15 protein-coding genes and 1 pseudogene are annotated in these 19,933 nt (G+C 71.2%); 11 read left to right on the top strand and 5 right to left on the bottom strand.

Annotation, left to right across the window (positions count from 1 at the left end; translation table 11 throughout):
• Positions 1-6: 6 nt before the first annotated feature.
• The 5 genes and pseudogenes from DXZ73_RS03910 to DXZ73_RS03890 all read left to right on the top strand — a co-directional run.
• A complete protein-coding gene (locus DXZ73_RS03910) occupies positions 7-1,476 on the top strand; it encodes an MFS transporter (protein WP_116215397.1) in 1,470 nt (489 codons plus the stop codon).
• 515 nt (positions 1,477-1,991) lie between these two features.
• Complete coding sequence (locus DXZ73_RS03905) at positions 1,992-2,981, top strand: GNAT family N-acetyltransferase (RefSeq protein WP_240351149.1); 990 nt, start codon at positions 1,992-1,994, stop codon at positions 2,979-2,981.
• A 36-nt stretch (positions 2,982-3,017) separates the two neighbouring features.
• Entirely contained in the window at positions 3,018-3,614 is a 597-nt protein-coding gene (locus DXZ73_RS03900) for a dihydrofolate reductase family protein (RefSeq protein ID WP_116209633.1), read from the top strand.
• 150 nt (positions 3,615-3,764) lie between these two features.
• On the top strand, positions 3,765-5,366 hold the full coding sequence (locus tag DXZ73_RS03895) for an FAD-dependent monooxygenase (RefSeq protein WP_205519097.1): 1,602 nt from the start codon (positions 3,765-3,767) through the stop codon (positions 5,364-5,366).
• Positions 5,367-5,544: 178 nt separating this feature from the next.
• Positions 5,545-5,745 (top strand): annotated as a pseudogene (locus DXZ73_RS03890) (glycosyl transferase); the annotation flags it as partial.
• A 521-nt stretch (positions 5,746-6,266) separates the two neighbouring features.
• On the opposite strand, the gene DXZ73_RS03885 reads toward DXZ73_RS03890, so the two are convergent.
• Positions 6,267-6,776, bottom strand: a complete 510-nt coding sequence (locus DXZ73_RS03885; RefSeq protein ID WP_116209632.1) for an O-acetyl-ADP-ribose deacetylase — start codon at positions 6,774-6,776, stop codon at positions 6,267-6,269.
• A gap of 120 nt (positions 6,777-6,896) precedes the next feature.
• Here DXZ73_RS03885 and DXZ73_RS03880 point away from each other — a divergent pair, with 120 nt between their 5' ends.
• A complete protein-coding gene (locus DXZ73_RS03880) occupies positions 6,897-8,102 on the top strand; it encodes an SUKH-4 family immunity protein (RefSeq protein ID WP_116209631.1) in 1,206 nt (401 codons plus the stop codon).
• 182 nt (positions 8,103-8,284) lie between these two features.
• Here DXZ73_RS03880 and DXZ73_RS03875 read toward each other — a convergent pair whose 3' ends face one another.
• Genes DXZ73_RS03875 through DXZ73_RS03865 form a run of 3 tightly spaced genes read right to left on the bottom strand, consistent with a single transcriptional unit; the run spans position 8,285 to position 12,264 of the window.
• Positions 8,285-9,700 carry an NAD-dependent malic enzyme gene (locus DXZ73_RS03875; protein ID WP_116209630.1) on the bottom strand — a complete coding sequence of 472 codons (1,416 nt, stop codon included), beginning with the start codon at positions 9,698-9,700 and terminating at the stop codon, positions 8,285-8,287.
• 58 nt (positions 9,701-9,758) lie between these two features.
• The gene (locus tag DXZ73_RS03870; protein WP_116209629.1) at positions 9,759-11,213 is read right to left on the bottom strand and encodes an aspartate ammonia-lyase; all 1,455 of its coding nucleotides are present in this window, start codon (positions 11,211-11,213) and stop codon (positions 9,759-9,761) included.
• Positions 11,214-11,256: 43 nt separating this feature from the next.
• Positions 11,257-12,264: an asparaginase gene (locus DXZ73_RS03865; protein WP_116209628.1), complete on the bottom strand. Its 1,008-nt coding sequence runs from the start codon at positions 12,262-12,264 to the stop codon at positions 11,257-11,259.
• A 214-nt stretch (positions 12,265-12,478) separates the two neighbouring features.
• Between DXZ73_RS03865 and DXZ73_RS03860 the strand changes: the two genes are divergently transcribed.
• Positions 12,479-12,934: an Lrp/AsnC family transcriptional regulator gene (locus DXZ73_RS03860; protein ID WP_116209627.1), complete on the top strand. Its 456-nt coding sequence runs from the start codon at positions 12,479-12,481 to the stop codon at positions 12,932-12,934.
• Between the two features lie 65 nt (positions 12,935-12,999).
• Here DXZ73_RS03860 and DXZ73_RS03855 read toward each other — a convergent pair whose 3' ends face one another.
• A complete protein-coding gene (locus DXZ73_RS03855; RefSeq protein ID WP_240351147.1) occupies positions 13,000-15,345 on the bottom strand; it encodes a collagenase in 2,346 nt (781 codons plus the stop codon).
• A gap of 213 nt (positions 15,346-15,558) precedes the next feature.
• Here DXZ73_RS03855 and DXZ73_RS03850 point away from each other — a divergent pair, with 213 nt between their 5' ends.
• From DXZ73_RS03850 to DXZ73_RS03835, 4 genes are all read left to right on the top strand, one after another.
• On the top strand, positions 15,559-16,929 hold the full coding sequence (locus DXZ73_RS03850; protein WP_240351145.1) for an aminopeptidase P family protein: 1,371 nt from the start codon (positions 15,559-15,561) through the stop codon (positions 16,927-16,929).
• Positions 16,930-17,005: 76 nt separating this feature from the next.
• The gene (locus tag DXZ73_RS03845) at positions 17,006-18,148 is read left to right on the top strand and encodes an NAD(P)/FAD-dependent oxidoreductase (protein WP_425315815.1); all 1,143 of its coding nucleotides are present in this window, start codon (positions 17,006-17,008) and stop codon (positions 18,146-18,148) included.
• 36 nt (positions 18,149-18,184) lie between these two features.
• Positions 18,185-18,499 (top strand): (2Fe-2S)-binding protein, encoded by a 315-nt coding sequence (locus DXZ73_RS03840; RefSeq protein WP_116209623.1) that lies wholly within the window; start codon positions 18,185-18,187, stop codon positions 18,497-18,499.
• Positions 18,480-19,928: an NAD(P)/FAD-dependent oxidoreductase gene (locus DXZ73_RS03835; protein ID WP_116209622.1), complete on the top strand. Its 1,449-nt coding sequence runs from the start codon at positions 18,480-18,482 to the stop codon at positions 19,926-19,928. The genes DXZ73_RS03840 and DXZ73_RS03835 overlap by 20 nt, the downstream gene beginning before the upstream one ends.
• Positions 19,929-19,933: the final 5 nt, after the last annotated feature.

Below are 19,933 nucleotides of genomic sequence, written 5' to 3'. Positions count from 1 at the left end.
ATCCCCATCGCTGCATCACGTGCGACCGCAGGCAGTCGACCAAACCTGGCCGTGCTGCTCACGGTGACCTGCCTGGGCCAATTCATGATCCTGCTCGACAACACGATTGTCGGAGCAGCGCTGCCCGACATGCAGCACCGGCTGCACACGCAGCTGACCGGTCTGCAATGGATCGTCGACGCGTACGTACTGCTGGTCGCCATGCTGCTGCTGTCCGGCGGCGTCTTCGCCGACCGGTTCGGCCGCAAGCGGGTGTATCTGACCGGCGTGGCGGTGTTCACCGCCGCGTCGGTGCTGTGCAGCCTCGCGCCCTCGGTCGGCTGGCTGGTCGCCGGCCGGGCGCTGCAGGGCATCGGGGCCGCGGCGCTGAGCCCTGCCTCGCTCGCCCTGCTCGCCGCCGCCTATCCCGTGCCGCAAGAACGAATCAAGGCGATCGGGCTGTGGGCCGGATTCAGCGGAATCGGTCTGGCCGCAGGCCCCGTGGCCGGCGGCGTGCTGACAGATGCCTTCGGCTGGCCCGCCATCTTCCTGGTCAATCTGCCCATCGGCGTGGTCCTTCTGCTGGTCGGTCTGCGCAGCCTTGAAGAGACCCGCAATCCGAGCGCCCCCGCGATCGACATCCCGGGGACGGTGCTGTCCGTTCTGGGGGTGGGGGCGCTGACCTACGGTCTGATCGAGGGTGGTGCCCGCGGCTGGACATCGCCGGTGATCCTGGGCAGCTTCACCGCCGCGGTGATCCTCCTCGCCGCTTTCGCCGCTGTCGAAGCGCGTCGTTCCGCTCCGATGCTGCCGCTGAGGCTGTTCCGGCAGCGCCTGTTCACTGTGTCCAACACCGCCATGGTCGTGGTGGGGTTCGCGCTCATGGGTTCGTCGTTCTTCTTCTCCCAGTTCTTCGTGTACGTCCAGGGCAGCTCGATCCTGCGCGCCGGCCTGCAGACCCTGCCGCTATCCCTCGCCATGGTGATCGTCAGCCCGTACGCGGGCCGGCTCGCCGCCCGGTACGGCTTCCGAATCGTGGTTACCACCGGCCTGGCCCTGGCCGGCCTGGGACTGCTGGCGCTCGGTATGGTGCACGCCGACACCGGCTACGGGAACGTGTGGTGGCGGCTGGGAGCCGTCGGCATCGGCTTCGCCTTGACCCTGTCCCCACTGACGGGAGCCGCCATCCAAGCAGTCAGCCCGCAGGAAGGCGGCCTCGCATCAGGCATCATCAGCACCACCCGGCAGATCGGCGCGGTGCTCGGCGTGGCGGTACTCGGAGCCATCGTCCGCACCCGGCAGTCCGGCGGCGCCTCCTTCGAGACCGGCCTCAACAGCGCCTTCCTCGCTGCCGGCACCGTCACTTTGGCCACCGCCGTGTTCACCGGCCTGTGGCTGGCGAGGTCCAAGCCCGCAGAAGGCTCCGCGGCGCCGCAACGTTCCACCGATCCAGGTGCGGTCACCACCTCGAAAGAGACATCCGCGAACAGCCGTTGACGGCGACACCGATCTGGTGGCGCAGGAGAACGGGGCCGACTACTGCCTGTCCGTGCATGCGTTCCGCGGGACCAAGTCGGCCGGGCTGAGTGCGGCCGATGCCACCCGCGCGCCGAGGTGAGACTGATGACCCCTGGGCCGCCGCTGTCCTGGATCTGGCCGCCGTGATGGTCCGTGACCGCGGAACCGTTGCCGACGAACAGCTGGCCGCGGCCCGGTGTGCCGGCCTGTCCGACGGGCAGATCGTCGAGGTCATCGCACATGTCGCTCTCAACGTGTTCACCGACTGCCTTGCCACGGCTGCCCGTGTCGACATCGACTGGCCGCTCGTGCGCCACACCGACCGAAAGAACGCGAACGCGATGACACGGTCAGAGCTGGATCGCCTGAACCGGGTTGCCCCAGCCCCCTCCAAGCCCCCTCCGCCGCGGTGCTTCGACCGACGAGAGCACGCCCTCACGCCATCGCGAATTACGACCGACCCGACCACGAAAGCCATCACTTTGCCCACATCAGTGCAAGTCAGTCCACTCCAGCGTGCTTCGGTCGCCGAGGCCGCCGCGTGGCACCAGGTCGTCGCGGCCTCGACGGCCCACGACCTGCCCGGAGTGCCGCCGCCTGCGCCAGGGCAGATCCACGCCCAGCTCACCCAGCCCGCTCTGGACAGCCGTCGGTTGGCCTGGCTGGCCACCGGTGCGGACGGCGTCCCGGTCGCAGTCGCCGGCCTGCGGGTGTTCACCTCCCCGGGCCAGCATCACCTGGCCGAACTGGAACTCCACGTCGCCCCCGCACACCGCCGCCTGGGAACCGGCTCCCTCCTGCTGTCGGCGGCCGTGGCAGCCTGCCGCACCGAGAACCGGCGCAGCCTGATCGCCACAGCCGCGGCCGACGGTCCGGGCGAAGCCTTCAGCGCACGGTGGGGCTTCCGCCGCGCACTGACGTTGAATCACCTCACGCTGCGCCTCGACGAGATGGGGCAGGCCGACCTGCTCCAGACCGCCGATGCCGAGCACCCCGGCTACCGGCTGACCGGATGGACCGGAGCGGTTCCCGACGGACTCGCCGACGCCTTCGCCACAGCCAAGAACGCGATGAACGACATGCCCGTCGGAGACCTGGACTACGGCAGCGTGGCATGGGACGCAGACCGCGTCCGCGCCATGGCCACCGTGGTCGCCGACCGCGGAGACACCCTGCTGACCGTCGCCGCCGTCCACGACGACGGCACCATGGCCGGCTACACCGAGATCGTCCTGCCCCATGGCGCGCCGTCGCGCGCCCAGCAGTACGACACGGCGGTCGTGCCCGAACACCGCGGCCACGGCCTGGGGTTGTGGGTCAAGGCCGCCATGGTGCGCCGCCTGCGAGCCGAACACCCGGGCGTTGTCGAGATCGAGACGGACAACGCCGACGACAACGTCCACATGCTGGCGGTCAACCACCGACTGGGCTTCCGCTCCTACCGGCGCACACGCGAATTCCAGCTCGACGTGCCCGCAGCCTGACCCGCAACCTCATCCTCCTCACAGAATCGACAGCCCATGCGCAAGCTGACCTATTACATAGCCACCACTCTCGACGGCTTCATCGCGGGCCCGGACGGCAGTGACCCCACCGGTCCGAACGGCTTCTGGCCCATAACGGAGGACTACATACAGCACCTCGTGGCCCAGTACCCGGAGACGCTGCCCGTCCAGGCCCGGCAGGCCCTGTCCGTCACGGCGGAGGGCACGCACTTCGACACTGTGCTCGAAGGGCGGCGCAGCTACGAGATCGGTCTCGCGGCCGGCATCACCGACGCCTACCCCCACCTGCGTCACCTGGTGTTCTCCAGGACCCTGACCGAGGCCCCGGACCCGGCCGTCGAACTGGTCGCCGACGACCCGATGGCGACCGTGCGCGAGCTCAAGCAGCAGGACGGCAAGGACATCTGGCTCCTCGGCGGCGCCGAGCTCGCGGGCTCTCTGTACGCCGAGATCGACACGCTGATCCTCAAGGTCGGCCCGCTGACCATCGGCGACGGGCTCCCGCTGTTCTCCCACAAGGCCGTCTTCGACCCGCGCACCTGGACACTCGCAGACCACACCGTTCTCAAGAGCGGCGCGATGTTCCTCACCTACACGCGCGTCAGCAGCTGAGTGAGCGGGCGGGCGGCGCTTGTGGAGGCCGGGCGCGGGCGCGCTCGGAGCGCCACACGGGCGCAGCGCGCCTGGGACTTGCGGCACGACCCGGGTCGTGCCGCAAGATCCCCAGCTAAGGCCAGAACCTGCGGAAATGGGAGAAACGAAGTGCGTGTTGACATCGACGACCGGGACGAGTTGGAACGCGGCGAAAGGTCGCGCGAGGAGGGGCCGGTGACGGACGCCGACGTGATCATCGTGGGCGCAGGGCCGGCCGGCTTGATGCTGGCCGGTGAGTTGCGGCTGGCCGGGGTGCGGCCGCTGGTGCTGGAGAGGCATCCGCAGCCCCGGGACACACCGAAGGCCAGCGGTATCGGCGGGCGGATCCTGGACCTGCTGCGGTACCGCGGCATTCTGGACCGGTTCGAAGCAGCCAGCAGTGACCCCAACATCGCTCCCCGATTCCCGTTCGGCAGTCTGCATCTGGACCTCACACGGCTTGCAGATCCTCCGATGCGGGCGATGCCGATCTCACAAGCAGAAATCGAGCGACTCCTCGGAGAACGCGCCCGCGAACTCGGCGCCGACATCCGCCGCGGGCACGAGGTGGTCGGGGTGGGCCAGGACGATGCCACCGTGACCGCGGAGGTGCACGGGCCGGATGGGCCGTGCCGGGTGACCGCCCGATACCTGGTGGGCTGCGACGGCGCGCGCAGCCGAGTCCGCGACCTGGCCGGCATCCCGTTCCCCGGCACCACGTACCCGGAGGTCAACCGGCTCGCCGTGGTCACCGTGCCCGATTCGCTGACCGTGCACGACAACGGCGACATCGCCGTCCCCGGGCTGGGCACGATCCATGCGGGTTTCACGCGAACAGACCGCGGCGTGTTCGCGTTCGCGGTCACCGACGGGGTTCTGTCCCTCATGACCACTGAAGACGAGTCCGCCGAATACGACGATGACGAGCCGATGGCCCTGGCTGAGCTCGGCGCCAGCATTCGCCGGGTACTCGGCGGGGATATCCCCTTGGGAGAGCCGATTCGGCTGTCGCGCTTCACCTTCAAGGACCGGCAGGCCGACCGGTACCGCGACGGGCGGATCCTGCTGGCCGGCGATGCGGCCCACCTGTTCCCCGCCACCGGTACCGCGCTCAATGTCGGCATGCTCGACACGGTCAATCTTGCCTGGAAGCTGGGCGCGGACATCCACGGCTGGGCGCCGACAGACCTGCTGGACACCTATCACGACGAACGCCAATTCGCCGGCGCACGTGCACTGCTGCAGACCCGGGCCCAGGCGGCACTGCGGCGCGGACACGACGCGGCCGACGAAGCGCTTCGGCAGGTCTTCCAGGAACTGCTCGCCGACGAGCCGGCATTGCGCCGCATGGGAGCCCTTGTCGCCCACAATGACATCCGCTATCCGGTGCCCGGACCCGAGTCCCATGCCTTGACCGGCGCCTTTGTACCCGACCTCACCCTGCACACCGACCAAGGAGTCACCAGCGTCGCAGAACTTATGCGCCCCGCACGGCCCATCCTCCTCGACCTCGCCGACCGCCCGTACCTTCGCGAGGCCGCCCGGGGCTGGCAGCACCGCGTCGACATCCACACCGCGAAGACCGATCACCCACCGGCCGACATCCTCCTGATCCGCCCGGACGCCCACATCGCCTGGGCCGCGGCCGTCGACGAACCCGCCGACACCGCCGTGCCCGCGCTGCGAGAAGCACTCGCCTGCTGGTTCGGCACACCCCTGGAGCGTGTCTGAAAGATCGTGTAAGTCTGTGATGTGACAGCCTGGCCCGGGGCTCGGCCTCGGGCTCCCGGGCCAGGTGGATCGGACGAGTCACGGCAGACAAGACGGAACCGGCCGCCTCGGCGGCCGGGGACGGTCGTGGTCACGCTGGCCGGATTACGCAACGGCTTCGGAGCAGGTACGCCGGAGTCTCGCCGTGCCGCAGGGAGCCGAGCAGCTCATGAACGCCGACCGGCTCGTGGAGCTCGGCGTCGCCCGCCGTGTGGACACCGCTGACGCCATTGCCGAGCCCCTTCGCGCGGCGCTGAATGACCTGGTCGCGGATCCGGAACGCGTCGACCGGCCCAAGCAGTTGCAGGCCGCCGCCCGGGCCGAGGGCGCACCCCGCGCGCCGGTGGTGCTCGGAGAGCCTGTGCTCACGGAGGCTGAGTGGCTTCAGCTGCAGGAGGTCGTGAACCTGGTCAAAAAGACACAGGGGCCTCGGCGGGTTTCGCCAGTACGGGGCTTTCTGTTCTGCGATGGCCCGGGGGAGGCGGTGGCTCCTCATGGCCTGTTCTGGGTCAAGGGTGGGGATGGTACGGCCCGGACTCGGAGCAGGACTGCGCGTATTCGATGCAATGGGCGTAGGGCCTGGGGGGTGAAGGTCCATGCCGGTACGCGGGGCTTGCGCTTCGAGTACGGCGAGGACTTCCCCGTTCGGGTACAGCTGGGCGAGATGAGGTTCGACGGTTCTCATGCCAGGCCAGGGCCTGGCACGGTCTCGGTCGTCATGGACCCCGATACGTGGTCTGCTGAGCTGATGACCCATGAAGGGGAGGTGACCAGGTTCCCTCTCCCTGGGGGGACTCAGGAGCTAGCGCTGGCCGCGTGAGCAGTCATGGGTGAATGCTTCCACCGGCCTTCCGCTCGGTATCAGTGCGCCTGCGCGGTGAAGGCCTCGTAGGCGGCCTCGTCGAAGAGGACGAAGCGGATCTCTTCCACGGTCGTGTCCGTGGTGCGGACCGCCTCGACGGCGATGCGGGCCGCGTCCTCCAGAGGCCAGCGGTAGATGCCGGTGGAGATCGCTGGAAATGCGACCGTCTTGGCTCCCAGCTCGTCCGCCACCCGAAGGGATTCGCGGTAGCAGGAGGCGTGGAGCTCCGAGCGGTCCTCGGTCGCGGACCATACCGGGCCCACCGTGTGGATGACCCATCGGGCCGGCAGGCGGCCCGCGGTCGTGGCGACGGCTTGGCCGGTGGGGAGGCCCTTGCCGTAGTGGGAGGCGCGCAGGTCGCGGCACGCGCTGAGGATCTCGGGGCCGCCCGCGCGGTGGATGGCGCCGTCCACGCCCCCGCCGCCGAGGAGGGAGGAGTTCGCCGCGTTGACGATGGCATCCACGTGCTGTTGCGTGATGTCGCCCCGCACGAAGGTGATGGTGGTCATGAAGCCATCTTCGCCGACTCGCGTTCGCAGGCGGAGCGGCTCTCCAGAGCTGGATGTCAGTGCCTCCCGCTAAGGTCGGCGCCACAACGATCAGCATGACGGAGAGCAACGGACGTAGGCATGGATGCGACGGACAGTCAGCACGGCGTGGCGGCAGGGGACGGTGAGGTGTGCCGGGTCGCCCCGGCGGCGCTGCCGGACGAGTTGAGGCACGGGCCCAGCCGGCGTTTCCTCGTGGACGAGGGGCTGCCGGGCAGCGCCGCGGACCTCGACTTCACCGTGCTGTGGGAGGACGGTGAGCTCAAGGCCTTCGACGACGACAGACGGCTGTTCGTCATCGGAGAGACCGACTACTGCGGCACTGCCGTGGTCCTCGACGGTGTGACGGGCGAGGTGTATCTCGCTCGCCGTGAGGCGGGGGAGCTCCGCCGTGATGTGCTCGCGACCGGCCTCTCCGCCCTTGCCGGGCTGATACGGGAGATGGAATCGCTGTCGGCGGGGCGGGACGACACCGCGTACGACGGGCGGTACGGGCCGGCGGTCGTCGCCGAGGTGGTCGAGGCGGCCGAACGGCGCATGCGGGCCGTCGACCCGGGGCTGTTCGAACCCGGCACGCCCGTCGCGCACTGGGGCACGTCGCTGCTGGTTCGTTCGCTGTGTTGGGGTGCCCGGCCGGGGGAGCCGGGCGGACTGGCCTACGCGTTCGGGTCGGAGCTGATCGAGGACCTGGCGGTGCTCGCCGGAGAGGGTCGGGTGCGGCGCTTCCGGACCGAGGAGCTTCCGGCCGGGCTCACGCACGGGCCGACCCGGCGGCTGCTCACCGAGCTCGGGCTTCCGCTCGACGGTGAGATCTTCGGTGCCTGCGAAGAACCGCTTCTCACTATGGGGGAGGCGCACCCCGAGACTTTCGCCGACGAGGTGTCGCCCGGAGCGGACGCCGTCCCCGCCGACCGCGCGTACCAGCGTGACTTCTTCGCCATCGGCTGGTGGCCCCATGACCTCGTGATAGCCCTCGACGGCGCCACCGGCCGACTGGAGCTCCCGGACTGGTACGACGACGGCGAACCCGACGCCTACCTCAACCGCGACCTTTCGGCGCTGCTCTACGCGCTGTGGACCTATGAGCGGATGCGGGCCGAGTGGTACCGGTGGGAGCGCGGCGGCAGCGGCGACCGGGAGGCGTGGCAGGTGTTCGACCCTCAGGCGTTGCTGCACAGCTGTGTCGACGCGATGGTGGAGGCTGTCGATCCGCAGGCTTTCGACACTCCCGAGCACTCCTGGCGGTCGCTCGCCGAGGACGGGCACACCGGAGGTCTGCTCGCCTGAGGGTTGCGCGCCCGGCCCGCACGTACACCGATCCGGCCATGAGCCATGAGCCATGAGCCATGAGCCATGAGCCATGAGCCATGAGACCGGGCCCGGTGTGCCCGCGGACCGCGCCGCGGGCACACCCCCCGACCCACCAGCAGAACCGACCACGGCTCAACTTCCGGAAGCCGGACCGGAACTCACTCCGCCGCGCGGAGCGCCAGCGAGGCCCGCTTCACCGCCGAGGCCACCGCCTCCGTGGCTCCCGCATGGAAGACGCTGGGGATGATGTAGTTGGCGTTGAGTTCGTCTTCGGCGACGACGTCGGCGAGGGCTCCGGCGGCGGCGAGCATCATTTCGGTGTTGACGGTGCGGGACTGTGCGTCGAGCAGGCCGCGGAAGACGCCGGGGAAGACCAGGACGTTGTTGATCTGGTTGGGGAAGTCCGAGCGGCCGGTGGCGACCACGGCGGCGGACTGGCGGGCGATGGCGGGGTCGACCTCGGGGTCGGGGTTGGCGAGTGCGAAGACGATCGCGCCGTCGGCCATGCCGGCCACGTCCTGGCCGGTCAGGACGTTGGGGGCGGAGACGCCGATGAAGACGTCGGCGCCGGCCACGGCTTCCTTGAGGGTGCCCGTGATGCCGTCGGGGTTGGTGTTGTCCGCGATCCAGCGCAGCGCGGATTCGGGGCTCGCGGCGACGAGGTCCTCGCGGCCGGCGTGGACGACGCCGTGGATGTCGGCGACGACGGCGTGCTTGACGCCGGCGGCGATGAGGAGCTTGAGGATGGCGGTGCCGGCGGCGCCCGCGCCGGACATGACGACGCGTACGTCGCCGATGGCCTTGTCGACCACGCGCAGGGCGTTGGTGAGGGCGGCGAGGACGACGATGGCGGTGCCGTGCTGGTCGTCGTGGAAGACGGGGATGTCGAGGGCTTCGCGCAGGCGGGCTTCGATCTCGAAGCAGCGGGGGGCGGAGATGTCCTCGAGGTTGATGCCGGCGAAGCCGGGGGCGATGGCCTTGACGATCTCGACGATGGCGTCGGAGTCCTGGGTGTCGAGGCAGATGGGCCAGGCGTCGATGCCGGCGAAGCGCTTGAAGAGGGCGGCCTTGCCCTCCATGACGGGCAGGGCGGCCTTGGGGCCGATGTTGCCCAGGCCCAGGACGGCGGAGCCGTCGGTGACCACGGCGACGCTGTTGCGCTTGATGGTCAGGCGGCGGGCGTCCTCGGGGTTCTCGGCGATGGCCATGCAGACGCGGGCGACGCCGGGGGTGTAGATCATGGAGAGGTCGTCGCGGTTGCGGATGGGGTGCTTGGACGCCATCTCGATCTTGCCGCCGAGGTGCATCAGGAAGGTGCGGTCGGAGACCTTGCCGAGGACGACGCCTTCGATGCCGCGGAGTTTCTCCACGATCTCGTCGGCGTGGTCGGTGGAGGTCGCGGCGACGGTCACGTCGATCCGCAGCTTCTCGTGGCCGGAGGCGGTGACGTCGAGGCCGGTCACCGATCCGCCGGAGGACTCCACGGCCGTGGTGAGCTGGCTGACCGCGGTCCCGCTCGCGGGGACCTCCAGCCGGACCGTCATCGAGTACGAGACGCTTGGCGCCGTTGCCATCGGGGTGCTTCTTCTTTCTGGTGTGCGGTGCTGGATCTGCTGCTGAATGGGGGCTCCGTCAGGAGCCGTTCGTGACCGTCGCCGGGGCGTGCGGGCGGGCGAGGCTGTCCGGGTGGAGGACCTGCCGGAGCCGCTCCGGGGTGAGCAGGCCCTTGGCCAGGACGAGGTCCTGCACCGAGGCGCCCGTGGTCAGCGCCTCCTGGGCGACGGCGGTGGCCTGCTCGTAGCCGATGTGCGGGTTGAGCGCGGTGGCCAGGCCGATGGACTCTCCGACGAGCTGGGCCAGATGATCGCGATTGGCGGTGATGCCGCTGACGCACCGCTCGGCGAGGGTCAGGCAGCCTGCCCGCAGATGCGTGAGGCTCTTGAGCAGGCTGTGCGCGATGACCGGCTCGAAGGCGTTGAGCTGGAGCTGGCCGGCCTCGGCGGCGAAGGTGACGGTCACGTCGTTGCCGATGACCTCGAAGGCGATCTGGTTGACCACCTCGGGGATCACCGGGTTCACCTTGCCGGGCATGATGCTCGAACCCGCCTGCACGGGCGGCAGGTTGATCTCGGCGAGGCCGGCGCGGGGCCCGCACGAGAGCAGGCGCAGGTCGTTGCAGGTCTTGGAGAGCTTGACGGCGATCCGCTTGAGCACGCCGGAGAGCTGGACGAACGCGCCCACGTCCTGGGTGGCCTCGACGAGGTCTCCGGCGACGGTGAGCGGGATGCCGGTGATCCTGCCCAGGTGGGCGCAGGCCACCTCGGCGTACCTCGGGTGGCTGTTGAGGCCGGTGCCGATGGCGGTGCCGCCGAGGTTGATCTCGCGCAGCAGCACGCAGGCCTCGTCCAGGCGTGCCCGGTCCTCGGCCAGCATGACGGCGTACGTCGCGAACTCCTGGCCCAGCGTCATGGGCACCGCGTCCTGGAGCTGGGTGCGGCCCATCTTGAGGACGTCCGCGAACTCCTCCGCCTTGGCCGCGAACGCCTGCCGCAGCACCTCCATGGCCTCCAGCAGACGGCCGGCGGCGAGCTGCAGGGAGAGGCCGACGGCGGTGGGGTAGACGTCGTTGGTGCTCTGCCCGGCGTTGACGTCCTCCAGCGGGTGCAGGTGCCGGTAGTCGCCCTTGTCGTGGCCGAGGAGTTCCAGCGCCCGGTTGGCGACGACCTCGTTGGCGTTCATGTTGGTGGAAGTGCCCGCGCCGCCCTGGATGACGTCGACGACGAACTGGTCGTGGAGCCGCCCGGCACGGATCTCTTCGCAGGCCCGCACGATGGCGTCCGCCTTGCGGCCGTCCAGCAGCCCCAGGTCGTGGTTGGCCTGGGCGGCGGCCTGCTTGACGGAGGCCAGGGCGATGACGAGGTCGGGATAGGCGGCGATCGGGGTCCCGGTGACGGGGAAGTTCTCCACGGCCCGCAGGGTGTGCACGCCGTAGTACGCGACCGCGGGGACGTCCCGGTCACCGAGCAGGTCGTGCTCGGTACGGACCGGCGGGTGGTCGTGGGCGGGGGCGGGAACGGGTGCCGACATGGGAATCCGATCAGGTGCGGGGGAGAGGGAGAAGGAGAGGACGTCAGGCCCGTGCGCCCGGCGCGGCGGCCACAGGGCTGCCGAGCACGTGGCGCAGTATTCGGGCGCGTTCGGCCGGGTCGGTGGAGGCGAGGGCCGCCGCGAGCACGGCGATCCGGGCCTGGCTGGCGCGCAGGGTGCCGGTCAGGACCGCTCCGGCGGCGGCGAGGTCCACCGCGCCGCCGTGGGTGTAGATCTCCGCGACCGGCCCGGTGGGCACACGTGTGGTCACGGCGACGAGCACACCGCGGGAGACCGCGGCTTCGACGGCGGTGCTGATCTCGGGGGTGGCGTTTCCCGCTCCCGTGGCCACCAGGACGATGCCCTGGGCGCCCGCCTCGACGGCGGTGTCGAGGAACAGCGGGTCCGCGTCGCAGTGGTGCATGACGATGTCGACCCGGGGCAGCGGTTCGGCGGACGACGGCAGGGGGAGCGGCGCCGGGCGTTCGGGGCGGCGGTGGATGACGACTCCGTCGGCTCCCACGTCCGCGACCCGGCTGCCGGAGGGGTCGGCGAACGCGTCGGCGGCCAGCGTCTGCACCTTCACCGTGCCGCGTGCGGCGTGCACCTGCCCGTCGAAGACCACCAGGACGCCGAGGTCACGCACCGAAGCCGCGGTCAGCAGCGCGTCGTGGAGGTTGCGCGGCCCGTCACCGTCCGGCGCTTCGAGCGGGCGCTGGGCGCCGGTGAAGACCACCGGCCGGGGGTCGTCGTGATGGAGGTCGAGGAGGAAGGCGGACTCCTCCAGCGTGTCCGTGCCGTGCGTGACGACGATGCCGTCCACACCGGGATCGGCCAGCACCTCGCGCACGGTGCGCAGGAGCGCCAGCTGGTGTGCGGTGGTGAGCCGGGCGCTGTTCACGCTCATCAGGTCGACGACCCGCACGGACACGCCCTCGGGCAGGACGGCCGTGGCCATGACGTCCGTGCCCCGGGCCTCCGCGGCGAACCCCGACCCCTGCCAGCGGCTGGCGATCGTCCCGCCCGTGCTGATGACGACGATCTGTCCCACGTCTGCGCGCTCCTCTGCCAGATGATCACTGCCGTGCGCGGCAACGTGTCGCACGGCTGGGTGCCTCCGGCCCGTTGTTGCTGCGGTCCGAGGCATGCCCTCGTACGCCGGTTCCTGCGGCGGTCGGGGCGGGAGCAACCATAGGACGAATCGCGCGCAATCGGGTCGCCAGATCGGGCGCGCTGAGCGCCACAGCGTGGTGGATAATTGCGCCGTGGATCAGATCGACAGAAATATCTTGCGCGAGCTCCAGGACGACGGCCGGCTGACCATCCAGGAGCTGGCCCAGCGGGTCGGCCTCACGTCCTCACCGTGCATGCGCCGTGTCCGCCAGCTCGAACAGGACGGCGTCATCCAGGGCTACCGGGCGATCATCGACCCCGAAGCCGTCGGCAGGAGCTTCGAGGTCCTGGTCTCCATCGAGGTCAAACGCGACCGGGAGGCGGTCGAGGCCTTCGAGGCGGCGCTCCAGGACATCCCCGACGTCATCGAGGCGTACCGCCTCTTCGGCAGCCCCGGCTGTCTGCTGCGCATCGCGGTCGCCGACATCACCGCCTACGAGCGGCTGTGGATCGAGCGCCTCACCACACTGACCGGCATCACCGAGGTCAACTCGCAGATCATCATGAAACGGATCAAGGAGCCGCGGGGCCTGCCGGTCGACGACTGAGTGCCCGGGCTTCGTGCCCGTCCCGCGGGACGGGCACGAAGCCCGGGAAGGACCGGCCGGTGGCGTCAGCCGCGCAGCGGCCCCTCGCAGCTGAAGTCCGCCGTCCCCGCGGGACGGCCGGACCAGATGTCGACCTTGCCGAAGGTGCAGTTCATGTCGGCGAGGTTGTTGGAACCCGCCTTCGCGCGGTCGAGGATGAAGTAGTCGACCGTCCCGGACATGTCCTTGAAGACCAGGTCGGAGTTGCCGGGGCTGCTCAGGTTCGCGGTGATCCGGCCCGTGCAGACGAACCGCGGACGGTCGGGCGACCCTCCGGCCTTGCAGTCGGGCGTCGCGCCGGTCGCGGCGGCGAACGACGAGCGGACCGCGGAGGCCGAGGCGTCCTGGAGCCGGTTCACCGGTGTGAAGGCGGTGCTGGGCACATACAGGTCCTGGACCTTGGCGATCTGCTTGTCGAGGAAGGCGTCGTACGCGCGCTGCAGGCCCGCGTCCCGGCCGAGGCGGTCGCGCCAGGCGTCGAAGCCGGCCGGGTCGTTCGCCCGCTCGTAGCCGTACATCTCGCGCAGCAGCGAGGGGTGTTCGGCCCAGAGGAACTCGAAGAACGTGCCCGCGTAGGAGTAGAAGCGGAAGCCGTCCCTTTCGTACTGCGCGTGCAGCAGCTGGTCGATGCTCATGCGCGGCTTGCCGTCCGCCGTGTCGTTGATGATGCTCTGCACCAGCGACTTGCGGACCTTGATGCCGTCCTCGCGGGTGGCGCCGTCGAAGAACTCCGCCGTTCCCTCGTCCATCGCGGTGGTCCGGTCGCCCTGGTACCAGGGGCCCTCGCCGAAGAGTCCGGGCACCGCCCAGCGGCCGTTGAGGTAGTGGGTGTACTCGTGGCGGAACAGCTCCTCCAGCGTGAGTGTGGAGTCCTGCGGGACGCGGCGCTGGTAGGTGTAGAAGGTGGCGCCGTTCTCGATGTAGATGCCGCCGTTATTGGTGCCCATGCCCGTCAGCAGCGGGTGGTAGATCTCGTAGTCCGAGCGCGAGGCGTACAGCACGATGTTCAGCGTGGTGTTGGTGTCGTCCGCCAGCGGCTGTTCGGTGCCGAGTACGCGGTGGAACTGCGCCTTGACCTGCTTGCTCGCGTAGTAGAGCTGGTCGACTGTGGCCCGGTCCAGCGCGGTGCGGACCTTGATCCCGCCGTTGTCGTATGTGTAGGTGTGCGGGAAGAGGCGGCGCTCGATGTCCGCCTTGCACACCCCGTACTGCTGACAGGCACCGAACTCGTTGAGCCAGGTGACGACCTTCGCCCACGGCTCGCTGCCCTCGCCGAAGTCGCGGGCCGTGGTGGTCAGCAGCCCGCCGAGGCCGGCGGTGATCTCGCTCTTCAACGCGTCGATCTGGCCGATCCGCCCGTACTCGCCGAGCGCGTCGCGGACCACCCAGGCGTTGGCCGTGCCCTTGAGGTGGGTGTAGCCGGCGAAGGCCTTGAAGGCGGCCCGGTAGGCGGAGTCGGCGGTGACGGCGTCGCGGAAGGCGGCGTCGTGGTTGCCGGAGTAGACGCCGAGGTAGTTCAGGGACAGCGCGGCGAATGCGGCACCGCCCCACGAGACGTCCTTCGCCGTCGCCGGGTGCGCGGCGTCCATGGTCGCGAGGACACGCTCGACCAGCGGCAGTTGATACTGGCGCAGGCCCGGGGCGCTCGCTGCGATGAGGGCCTCGCGCAGTGTCTCGGCGTTGGCGCGGGTGGCATCGAAGGTGCGGGCGGCCGTGCCGAAGGAGCTGATCGCGTGGCGCATGGCCTCGACGGTCGCCGGGTCGGTGATGTCGATCTCGCCGTGCGAGAAGTCGTGGTAGGCCACCGCGTGGAGGTAGGTGAACATCTCCAGCAGGTGGCCGCCGTTCTTCCCGTCGTGCGCGGCGGCCAGGCGCTCGATCCGCCGGGAGACGGCCTGGACGTGCGCCCTCGACATGACCGGGACCAGCCGCTGGTCCCAGGTCCACAGGACGGTGCGCAGACAGCCGTCGGCGGTGACGGCCGGGTCGGCGAGGAAGTCGGCGAGCTGCTCGGGGGCGAGCCGCGTGATGCCGTCGAGCGTGCACGGAACGGCGGTGTCGCCGAGCGTGGCGTGCGGGGCCGAGCCCTTCGTGGCCTTCGGCTTGTCCGTACGCGGGCCGGGCACGCGCCCGCCGGTCAGGCCGCCGGGCGCGGTGGGGGACTCGATCGCGGGCCGCGGGGCCTTCGCGAGCCGGGTGACCTCGTCGAAGGGGTTCGGTGTGGGGGTGTCCGGACGTACGGCGGCGGGTCCGGGGGACGAGGGGGAGTCCGCGTGAGCGGGCTGCACGGCGGTGGCGCAGAGCGCCGTCGCTATGGCGGTGGTGAGCAGGGACGCGCGCAGGGATCCGCGCAGGGTTCTGGAGCGATACACCGATGAACTCCTGTGTGGGAGGTGTGGGGTGATGCGCACATGGAGACGGCGTGCGTGTGGAAACGGTGGCGCGAGCGATGCTTCAACTGCCGTCCGGCGAGCGGTCCGTGGGGGACTGTTCCGCGCCATGTGATGTGTAACGTAGTAATGTGAAATTGCACTGACAAGGCGTCAGTCACACCGTTATCCACCTGTGTCCGAGGAGGAAGCCCCGTGGAAGAGGCCGCAGTTGCCGAGATCCGGACGGTAAGTCATGACCTGCCGGTTTCAGCGGAGTTCGAGGCGTTCATGGCGGACGGCTGGGCCGCGACGGCGCTGTCCGGCGACCTCCGGCTGCCGGTGGCCGACCTCGCCGCCGCGCGCCGGGCGAAGCTGTCCGCGCGCTTCCCCGGCGAACGCCTGATCGTGCCCGCGGGCGAGCTCAAGGTCCGCTCCAACGACTGCGATCACCGCTTCCGCCCCCACAGCGCCTACGTGTGGCTGACCGGGCTGACCGGCGAGGAGCAGGCCGGTCACGTGCTGGTCCTGGAGCCGGACGGCCCGCACCGGCACGAGGCGGTGCTGTACGTCCGGCCGCGCTCGCCGCGCACCGGTGAGGAGTTCTACCGGGACCGCCGCTACGGCGAGTTCTGGGTCGGCCGGCGCCCGGACCTCGCCGAGGCCGAGCGCATGACCGGCATCCGCTGCGCGCCCATCGACACCCGTGGTCAGCTGCCGCCCGGCCGCGACGCTTCCCGCGACGCCGAACTCGCCACCGTCCTGAGCGAGTTGCGGCTGGTCAAGGACGCCTGGGAGGTCGGTCAGCTGCAGCTGGCCGTGGACCACACGACCGTCGGCTTCGAGGACGTCGTACGGGCGCTGCCACGTGCCCTGGCCCACCCGCGCGGCGAGCGCTGGATCGAGGGCGTCTTCGGCCTGCGCGCCCGTGCGGAGGGCAACGGCACCGGCTACGAGACCATCGCCGCCTCCGGGGCGCACGCGTGCGTCCTGCACTGGATACGCAACGAAGGCCGCCTGGACGCCCGCGAACTCCTCCTGCTGGACGCCGGAGTGGAGACGGACACCCTCTACACCGCCGACATCACCCGCACCCTCCCGCTGTCGGGCCGCTTCTCACCCGTCCAGCGGCAGGTCTACGAACTCGTCCTCGCCGCCCAGGACGCGGGCATGGCCGCGCTCGAACCGGGGGCGAGCTTCCGCGACTTCCACCGGGCCGGCATGCGGGTCATCGCCGAGGGGCTCGCCGAATGGGGCGTCCTGAGGAGCGCCGAGGGCGACCTCCATCGCCGGTACACCCTGTGCAGCAGCGGCCACATGCTCGGCCTCGACGTGCACGACTGCGCGCAGGCGCGGGCGGACGCCTACCTCGACGGCGTCCTGGAGGAGGGGCAGGTGCTCACCGTGGAGCCCGGGCTCTACCTCCAGCCCGACGACGAGACGCTGCCGGCCGAACTCCGCGGCATCGGCGTGCGGATCGAGGACGACCTGGTCATCACCGCCGACGGGGCACGCCTGCTGTCGGGGGCGCTGCCGCGCACACCCGACGCGATCGAGGCGTGGATGGGTGAACTCCTCGCCGGGTAAGCGGAAGTTGGCGGCCGCCAAGTCTGGACCAGCTCTTGGCAGGCTCAGTGCAATGTGAAATATTACTGACGTGCCCATGAGTAACTCCTCGGACGTCATCGTCGTCGGAGCGGGCGTGATCGGCGCCGCCTGCGCCTACTACGCCGCCTGCTCCGGCCTCTCCGTCACCGTGGTCGACCGCGGCCCCGTCGCCGCCGGGACCACCGGCGCCGGAGAAGGCAACCTCCTGGTCTCCGACAAGGAACCCGGCCCCGAGCTCGAACTGGCCCTGCTCTCCGCGACGCTGTGGCGGGAGCTGGCCCAGGAGCTCCCGGCACGGATCGAGTACGAGGCCAAGGGCGGGCTCGTCGTCGCCTCCGACGCCACCGGCATGGCCGAGCTGCGGAAGTTCGCCGAGACCCAGGCCGGGGCCGGCGTCACGGCCGAGGAGATCCCGCCCGGCCGGCTGCACGACCTCGAACCGCACCTCGCCCCCGGCCTCGGGGGCGGCTTCCACTACCCGCAGGACGCCCAGGTCCAGCCCGCCCTCGCCACCGCACACCTGCTGCGCGCCTCCGGCGCCCGGGTGCGCACCGGCGAGGAGGTCACCGCAGTCCTCACCGGCCCGCACGGGAAGGTGCGGGGCGTCCGTACCGCGGCCGGTGACCTGCACGCCCCGTACGTGGTCAACGCGGCCGGCACCTGGGGCGGTGAAGTGGCCTGGCTCGCCGGCGCCCACCTGCCCGTGCTGCCCCGCCGCGGCTTCGTGCTCGTCACCGAACCGCTGCCACGCCTCGTGCGGCACAAGGTCTATGCCTCGGACTATGTCTCCGGCGTCGCCAGCGGCTCGGCGGCGCTGCAGACCTCCGTGGTGGTCGAGGGCACCCCGGCGGGCCCGGTGCTCATCGGCGGCAGCCGCGAACGGGTCGGCTTCGACCGCACCCTGTCGGTGGAGGCGCTCCGCCGCCTCGCCGCCCAGGCCACGATGCTGTTCCCGGTACTGGCCGGGGTGCGGGCCATGCGGACGTACGCGGGATTCCGTCCGTACCTGCCCGACCACCTGCCCGCCATCGGCACCGACCCCCGCGTGCCCGGGCTGCTGCACGCATGCGGGCACGAGGGCGCGGGCATCGGACTCGCCCCGGCCACCGGCCTCGTCGTCGCCCGGCTGCTGACGGGCGACCAACCGCCGCTCGACGTCGGCCCGTTCCGCCCCGGCCGCTTCGCCCCGGCAGCCTGACCTCCGCTTCCCGCTGCTCCCGAGAGGAGGCCCGCAGTGGCCCGTACCCCCGCCGACCTGGTCGAGGCGGAGCCCGACCCGCCCTTCGAGATCACCTTCGACGGCCGTACGGTCACCGCTCTGCCCGGCCAGTCCGTCGCCGCCGCGCTGTGGGGCGCGGGCATCCTCGCCTGGCGCACCACCCGGCACGGCGGCCGCCCGCGCGGCGCGTTCTGCGGCATCGGCCAGTGCTACGACTGCCTCGCCACCGTCAACGGTGAGCCCAACCGCCGGGCCTGCCTGGTGCCCGCCCGGCCCGGCGACGCGATCACCACCCAGGAGGGACACGGCCATGCCGACCTCGCCGTCTGAGCCGTACGACCTCGCGGTGATCGGCGCCGGACCCGCCGGGCTCGCCGGAGCCGTCACCGCCGGTGAACTCGGCCTGTCCGTCGCCCTCCTGGACGCCGCCGGGACCACCGGCGGCCAGTACTTCCGCCACCCCGCCCCCGGCCTGGGCGCCGCCCGGCCACAGGCCCTGCACCACGACTGGGCCGCCTTCGCCGCACTCCGCCGCCGCCTCGGAGCGAGCGGTGTCACGCACCTCGCCCACCACCACGTGTGGACCGTCCAGCGGCAGGACGACGGGCCGTGGACCGCGCACGCCCTCACTGGCGCCGAAGGGGACACCCCGGTCCGCGTCCGGGCCCGCGCGATCCTCCTCGCGGCCGGCGCGTACGAGCGGCAACTGCCCTTCCCCGGCTGGACCCTGCCCGGCGTCGTCGGCGCCGGCGGCGCCCAGGCCATGCTCAAGTCCGGGCTCGTCCTGCCCGGACAGCGGGTCGTCGTCGCCGGCAGCGGACCGCTCCTGCTCGCCGTCGCCTCCTCGCTCGCGACCGCCGGCGCCCACGTCCCCGCGGTGATCGAGGCGTCCGGCTACCTCGGCTACGCCCACCGGCCGCTCACCCTCGTCGCCAACCCGCACAAGCTTCTCGAAGCCGCCGTCCACGGCACCGCACTGCTGCGCCACCGCATACCGCTGCGCACCCGCAGTGCGGTCACCGAAGTGCACGGCACCGACCGCGTCGAGGCCGTCACCGTCTCCCGGCTCGACCGCGACTGGCGGCCCCTGCCCGGCACGGGCCGCCGCATCGCCTGCGACGCCCTCGCCGTCGGGCACGGACTCCTGCCCCGGACCGAGCTGGCCACCGGCCTCGGCTGTGCGACACGGCGCGCGCCCGACGGCACGCACGCCCTCGCCCTGGGCGACCTCCAGGAGACCTCGGTGCCCGGCCTGTGGGCCGCGGGCGAGACCGGTGGCATCGGTGGCTGGCAACTGGCCTGTGCCGAAGGCGAGCTGGCCGGCATCGCGGTGGCCGCCCGGCTGCGCGGGCTGCCCGCCCTCACCGGCAGCAGGCGCGTACGGGACCTGGCCCGGCGCCGCGACCGCATGCGCGCCTTCGCCGACACCATGGCCGCCGCCCACGCGCCCGGCCCCGGCTGGACCGGCTGGCTCACCGACGCCACCGACGTGTGCCGCTGCGAGGAGGTCACCGTCGGCGGCATCCGCGAGGCGGTCACCGGCCTCGGCGCCCGCGACACCCGGACCGTCAAGCTCCTCACCCGGGCCGGCATGGGCTGGTGCCAGGGCCGGATGTGCGGGACGGCCGTGGCCTGCCTCGCGGCGGCCGGTACGGAACAGGGGACCGTACCGCCGTCCGCCGAACGCCGTCCGCTCGCCGTGCCCGTACCGCTGGGGGCCCTGGCGGACCAGCCCGCAGAGAACGACCGCACGTCCTGACCCCA

Source organism: Streptoverticillium olivoreticuli subsp. olivoreticuli (genome assembly GCF_003391135.1).
GTDB lineage: Bacteria > Actinomycetota > Actinomycetes > Streptomycetales > Streptomycetaceae > Streptomyces > Streptomyces blastmyceticus.
This window is presented reverse-complemented; position numbering and strand designations above follow the sequence as displayed.